This is a genomic window from Phenylobacterium sp. (assembly GCF_020402505.1).
Classification (GTDB): Bacteria; Pseudomonadota; Alphaproteobacteria; order Caulobacterales; family Caulobacteraceae; genus Phenylobacterium.
Map to the genome: position 1 here is coordinate 1 of NZ_JADBZL010000007.1, position 6,310 is coordinate 6,310.

Below are 6,310 nucleotides of genomic sequence, written 5' to 3' on the forward strand. Positions count from 1 at the left end.
CGCTCGTGCTCGAAGTCCACGTCGATGTCCGGCGGCTCGCCCCGGGCCTCGGAGATGAAGCGCGAGAAGAGAAGGTCCTGGTCCTTCCTGGTCGGGTCGACGGCGGTGATGCCGAGGCAGAAGCAGACCACGGAGTTGGCCGCCGAGCCCCGTCCCTGGCAGAGGATGCCCTGGGCCCGCGCCCAGCGGACGATGTCGTGGACGGTCAGGAAGTAGTTGGCGAAGCCCAGCTTCTCGATGAGGTCCAGCTCGTGGGCGATGGTCCGGCGCTCGGCCTCGCCCATGCCCGCCTCGAAGCGCCAGGTCGCCCCTTCCCAGGCCCGGTCGCGCAGGTGCTGCATGGGGGTCTTGCCCGCTGGGACCGGCTCGTCGGGATACTCGTAGCGCAGCTCCGACAGGTCGAAGCCGACCCGGCCGGCGATCTCCAGGCTGCGCTCGACGGCGCCGGGGAAGCGGGCGAACAGGCGCGCCATCTCGGCGGGGGACTTCAGCCGGCGCTCGGCGTTGGCCTCCAGCCTGAGCCCCGCCTCGTGGATCGTGCAGCCCTCGCGGATGCAGGTCAGGACGTCCTGCAGGGGCCGCCGGCGGGCGTCGTGGTAGAGCACCTCGCCCACGGCGACCAGGGGCGCGCCGGCCGCTGCGCCCAGGGTCTCCAGCCGGGCCAGCTCCTGCAGGTCGCGGGGGCCGTATCGGCGCACGCCCCCCAGCCAGAGCCAGCCCCGCCGGGCCCGGGCCAGGTCCTGGAGCCGCCGGGGGAAGTCCGCCCCCCCGGCCTCCCCCGGCGCCGGGGGCAGGACGACGCCCAGCTGACCCTCCGCATGGTCCAGGAAGTCGCCGAGGGACAGGTCGCACCCGCCCTTGGGCGCCCGCCGCTTGCCCAGGGTCAAAAGGCGGGTCAGCCGGCCCCAGGCCGCCCGGTCGGAGGGATAGCAGATGAGGTCCGGCGTCCCGTCGGCGAAGACCAGGCGGGCGCCCGCCAGCACCTTCAGGGACCCGCCCACCCTGCGCCCCGCCCCCCAGGCCCGGACGACGCCGGCGACGCTGTTGCGGTCGGCGATCCCCAGGGCCTCCAGGCCCAGGGCGGCGGCGGTCGTCACCAGCTCCTCGGGGTGCGAGGCGGCGCGCAGGAAGGAAAAGTTGCTGGCCGCCGCCAGCTCGGCGTAGCGGCTCATCCGAACAGGCCGTGCAGCCACCAGCGCACCGGCCGGTCATGGTCGTGCAGGCCGGAGCGGAAGACCCAGAACCGCGCGCCGTCCTGGTCCTCTACCCGGTAATAGTCGCGCACCTGGTCGGTCCGCACCGCCTCGATCCCGGTCCGCCACCATTCTGCGCCGATCCGCTCGGGCCCCTCTGCCAGGTGGATGCGGTGCACCCGCCGGCGCCAGCGGAACTGCCGGGGCGGCTCGTCCGGGGTCAGGGCGATCACCCCCTCCAGGGGCTCGGGGCGGGGCAGGAGGCGTAAGGGGCGGGGGCGCCAGGCGGGCCAGCCGCCGGCGGGACCGGCCGCCACCTCCAGGGCTGCGGTCCGGCGCACCGAGCGTTCGGGGACGTGGCTGGCCAGAGGCCGGCTGCGCCAGACCCGCCGGGTCCCGAGCCGGGCGGTCAGCCGGTCGATCAGGGGCGCCAGGGCCTCGGGCCCTTCGACGGGCTCCAGCAGGCTGGCCAGGTCCGCCTGGCCCGGGGTCAGGACCTCAGCCTCCGCCGCCTGCAGGCTCACCGCCTCGATCCCGAAGCCGGGGTCCAGGGTCTCCAGCCGGGGCAGGAAGAGGCGGGCGAGGCGCTCCGGGTCGCAGGCCGGGCGGGACAGGCCCAGCTCCAGGTCCACGGGGGCGCCGTCCACCCGGTGGAAGTCCAGGCGGAAGCGCCGGGCCCCGCGTCCGGACGCCTCCAGCCGCGCGCACAGGCCAAGGGCGGCGTCCCGGCACAGGCGGGCCAGGTCCTCCGGCGCGCTCACCGGCTCGGCCAGGTCCAGGCGAAAGAACCAGGGGGTGGGCGGGCGGCGGAAGGCCAGGGCCTCGGGGGCCCGGCCCAGGGCCTGGTCCAGGCGCAGCAGGACGCCGGCGCCGAAGCGCTTGGCCAGGGGCCCCCGGGGCAGGGCGGTCAGCTGGCCGATCCGCCTCAGGCCCAGCCGGGCCAGCCGCTCCACCGCCGCCGGTTCCAGGCGTAGGGCGGCTGCCGGCAGGCCGGCCAGTTCAGGGGGCGGGGCGCCGTCTCCCGGCCCGCCCGGGGCCAGGATCCGGGGTCCCGCTTCCGCCGCCGGGCTCCGCGCCAGGGCCCAGGCCGCGCCGGCGGTGCCGGCGACGGCGATCCGCGCGGTCAGGCCGTCCCGCGCCAGGCGTGCGGCCAGGTCGGCGGCCATCTCCGCCTCGCCGCCCCACAGGTGGGCGACCCCGCCGATGTCGAGGAAGAGACCGTCCGGCGGGTCCGGGGCGACGGCGGGGGAAAAGCGCACGCACCAGTCGGCCAGGGCCTCCAGGGCCCGGGCGTCGGCCTCCGGCTCGGCCTCGGCCAGGACCAGGTCGGGGCGCAGGGCCTGGGCGTCTGTCACCCTCTGGCCGGGGAAGAGGCCCGCCGCCGCGGCGTCCGGGCTGACGGCGGCCAGCACCCTCAGCCCCCGGTCCTGGCGGACCAGGGCGAAGGGCTCAGCCCGCGGCGCTGAAGGCCGCCGGCGCCGCCAGGTCTCGATCGCCCAGTTCGGCGACCAGACGCAGAGGATGCGCGACATCGGCTTCTCCTTCGTCTCCGCCGGCGCCGGCCTCGACCCGCCAGTCGCCGGTCCGGCCGCCCCGGCTGCGGACCAGGCGCAGTCGCCAGCGCGGCGCCCCCAGGCCCAGGCCGCCGGGGCCGGGGGCGCTGGCGGCCGGCGACACGCGCCAGCAGGTGGCCGCCGCGGTCCCGCCCGTGGTCGCCGCCGCCGTCCCGCCGCCGAAGGGCCGGCGCAGCAGCATCAGCCCCGTGCCGCCGCGGGCCTCGCAGGCCAACTGCAGGCGTCGGCCGGCGGTCAGGTCCACGGCGCCGACCTCGGCCAGCACCACCCCCACGCCGGGCGCGGCCAGGGCGTCCTCGGCCACGGCCAGGGCCTCGGCCTCGTCCCGGGCGCAGACCCCCACCAGCCGGTCCGCCGGCAGGCCCAGGCCGGCCAGTCCCGGGGGGAAGAGGTCGTCCCGGCGCAGGATCCAGACCGCCGAGCGGCCGCGCTGGTCGGGCCGGGCCAGCAGGGCGGCGGCCAGCCGCGCGGCGAAGGCCGCCGGGGCGGCGCCGGTCTCGGCCTCCGCCCCCTCGCCGCCGATCTCGTGCCACTGGCCCAGGGGCAGCCCCCCGCCCAGGGCCGAATCCAGGCGCGGATCGCCCAGGGACAGCCGCCCCCGCACGGGCCCCGCCACCCGCTCCAGCCGCCGGATGTCCGCCCGCAGCGCCGCCAGCCTCTTCCGCCTGTCCCCGTCCATGCCCGACCTCGTGTTCGCTTTTTGTTCTAGTCGCGGCGAACGGGGAGTCAATGGTCTCCGGGAGGACAGGGGGGGATCAGTCGCCGGCGACCTGACGCGCCAGTTTCCGAGGGGCCATGGACAGGTAGCTCTGCAGCATCCAGGCCTTCAGGGTTTCCAGCTCGGCCAGGACGTCGTCCGCCGGCCCGAAGCGGGCGGTGACCCAGTTGTTGCGCTTGTGCCAGCCCTTGCTCTCCTGGACGAAGGGCAGCTCCGCGACCATTTCCGCCGAGATGGGCAGCTTCACCGTCAGCACCAGTTCGTCGGGGCTCGCGTCCCGCCCGCCGAACCAGGCGAAGCCCTTGCCCGCCACCCGCAGGTAGTGAAAGGGGTCGGCGTCCCGGCGTGGCGGCGCCAGGTCCGTCTCGGGCAGGCTGAGCCCATGGGCCAGAAGCTCGGCCTCGGCCTGCCGGCAGGGGTTCTGGGGCGTGCTCACGCCCCATCCTCCCCCCGACTGGAGTCTGGAGTCAACGTCGGCTCAGCAGACCCTCTCCGCCCCGCTTCGCGGTCCACCTTCCCCCTTGGGCAGGAATGAGAACGCCAATTGCTCCCCCAAGGGGGAGCTCCCTGCGAAGCCGGGGGCGTCAGAACCGCAGGATGCGGGCTTCCTTGACGTGGGGCAGGGCGCGGATGCGGCCCACCAGGCCCTCGTCGGGCTCCTGGTCCACGCCGATCAGGCAGATGGCGTCCTCGCCGGCGGCGACGCGGCCCAGGTTGAAGGTGGCGATGTTGACCCGGGCGTCGGCCAGCAGGGCCCCGACCGCGCCGATGAAGCCCGGCTTGTCCTGGTTGTTCACGTACAGCATGGTCGGCCCGAAGGGCGCGTCCAGCTCCATGCCCTTGACCTCGACGATGCGCGGGGCGCCCGCCACCACCGTCCCGGCGAAGGAGCGCTTGCCCATGGTGGTGGTCACGGTGATCCGCACCAGGCTCTCGAAGACGGGCGAGTCGTCCAGCTTGGACTCGGTCACCGCCACGCCCCGCTCCCGCGCTGCGGCGGGGGCGGAGACCATGTTGATCTCCGCCAGGATGGGCCGCATCACCCCGGCCAGGGCGGCGGCGGTCAGGGGCCGGGTGTTCAGTTGCGCCACCTCGCCCTCGTAGGCCAGCTCCACGGCCTTGATCTCCACGTCGATCATCTGGCCGGCGAAGGCGCCGATGCGCTCGGCCAGGGCCACGAACGGCTTCAGCTTAGGCGCCTCCTCAGCGCTCACCGAGGGGCTGTTGAGGGCGTTGGTTACCGCCCCGGTCAACAGGTAGTCGCTCATCTGCTCGGCCACCTGCAGGGCGACGTTCTCCTGGGCCTCCAGGGTCGAGGCGCCCAGGTGGGGCGTGGCGATGAAGTTCGGCGCGCCGAACAGAACATTGGCCGTCGCCGGCTCCTCGACGAAGACGTCGAAGGCCGCCCCGCCCACATGGCCGGAGTCCAGCAGGGCGCGCAGGGCCGCCTCGTCCACCAGGCCGCCGCGGGCGCAGTTGACGATCAGCACGCCCTTCTTCGTCTTGGCCAGGCTCCCGGCCGACAGGATGTTGCGGGTCTTGTCGGTCAGGGGGGTGTGCAGGGTGATGAAGTCGGCCCGGGCCAGCAGCTCGTCCAGCTCGACCTTCTCCACGCCGATCTCCACGGCCCGCTCGGCGGACAGGAAGGGGTCGTAGGCGACCACCTTCATCTTCAGGCCGTTGGCCCGGTCGGCGACGATGGAGCCGATGTTGCCGGCGCCGATCAGGCCCAGGGTCTTGGCGTAGAGCTCGATCCCCATGAACCGGTTTTTCTCCCACTTGCCGGCCTGGGTGGAGGCGTCGGCGGCGGGGATCTGGCGGGCCAGGGCGAACATCATGGCCACGGCGTGCTCGGCGGTGGTGATGGAGTTCCCGAAGGGCGTGTTCATCACCACGATGCCCTTCGAGGTCGCGGCGGGGATGTCGACATTGTCCACCCCGATGCCGGCCCGGCCGATCACCTTGAGCTGGCCGGCGGCGGCGATGACGTCCTTGTCGGCCTTGGTGGCCGAGCGGACGGCAAGGCCGTCATAGTCGCCGATGATCTTCAGGAGCTCGTCCTTGGACAGGCCGGTCTTGACGTCGGCCTCGACCCCCCTCTGGCGGAAGATGTCGACGGCGGCGGGAGAGAGTTTGTCAGCAATGAGCACGCGGGGCATGGCGGTGTCTTTCTTCACGCGGAAGGAATGGGAAAACGGGAGGCGGGACGGCGTGCGCCGGGCTCAGAGCCCGGCGGCGGCGGTCTCGAAGGCCCAGTCGAGCCAGGGGACCAGGGCGGCGACATCGGCGGTCTCCACCGTGGCGCCGCACCAGATCCGCAGGCCGGGCGGGGCGTCGCGGTAGCCGCCGACGTCCAGGGCCGCACCCTCCTTCTCGAGCCGGGAGGCCAGGGTCTTGGCGAAGTCGGCCTGGGCGTCGGCCGGCAGGGCCGTGACGCGGGGGTCGACCACCTTCAGGCAGACCGAGGTGTTGGACCGGGTCGCGGGGTCCGCGGCCAGGAAGTCCACCCAGGGGGTCTTCGCCACCCAGTCGGCCAGGACGCCCAGATTGGCGTCGGCCCGGGCGCGCATGGCGGACAGACCGCCGATCCCTTCGGCCCATTCCAGGGCGTCGATGACGTCCTCGACGCACAACATGGAGGGGGTGTTGATGGTCGCGCCCTCGAACAGGTCCAGGGTCACCTTGCCGTTCTTGGTCATGCGGAACAGCTTGGGCATGGGCCAGGCCGGCGTGTGGCTCTCCAGCCGGGCGACGGCGCGGGGCGACAGCACCAGCACGCCGTGCGCGCCCTCGCCGCCCAGGGCCTTCTGCCAGGAGAAGGTCAC

The 6,310-nt window shown here is 74.3% G+C and carries 5 protein-coding genes and 1 pseudogene; all 6 read right to left on the minus strand.

Annotated features, from left to right (window positions below; translation table 11 throughout):
* On the minus strand, positions 1–1,172 hold a 1,172-nt coding region (locus tag IM632_RS00455), incomplete at its 3' end, for a PHP domain-containing protein (protein ID WP_366817166.1).
* On the minus strand, positions 1,169–2,725 hold the full coding sequence (locus IM632_RS00460; protein ID WP_296551906.1) for a DNA polymerase Y family protein: 1,557 nt from the start codon (positions 2,723–2,725) through the stop codon (positions 1,169–1,171). The genes IM632_RS00460 and IM632_RS00455, both read right to left, overlap by 4 nt.
* The gene (locus tag IM632_RS00465) at positions 2,643–3,446 is read right to left on the minus strand and encodes a protein imuA (RefSeq protein ID WP_296502438.1); all 804 of its coding nucleotides are present in this window, start codon (positions 3,444–3,446) and stop codon (positions 2,643–2,645) included. The genes IM632_RS00460 and IM632_RS00465 overlap by 83 nt, the downstream gene beginning before the upstream one ends.
* A gap of 76 nt (positions 3,447–3,522) precedes the next feature.
* Positions 3,523–3,921 (minus strand): MmcQ/YjbR family DNA-binding protein, encoded by a 399-nt coding sequence (locus IM632_RS00470; protein ID WP_296481742.1) that lies wholly within the window; start codon positions 3,919–3,921, stop codon positions 3,523–3,525.
* A gap of 148 nt (positions 3,922–4,069) precedes the next feature.
* Positions 4,070–5,644: a phosphoglycerate dehydrogenase gene (gene serA / locus IM632_RS00475; protein ID WP_296502432.1), complete on the minus strand. Its 1,575-nt coding sequence runs from the start codon at positions 5,642–5,644 to the stop codon at positions 4,070–4,072.
* Positions 5,645–5,707: 63 nt separating this feature from the next.
* Positions 5,708–6,310, minus strand: a pseudogene (locus IM632_RS00480) (phosphoserine aminotransferase); the annotation flags it as partial.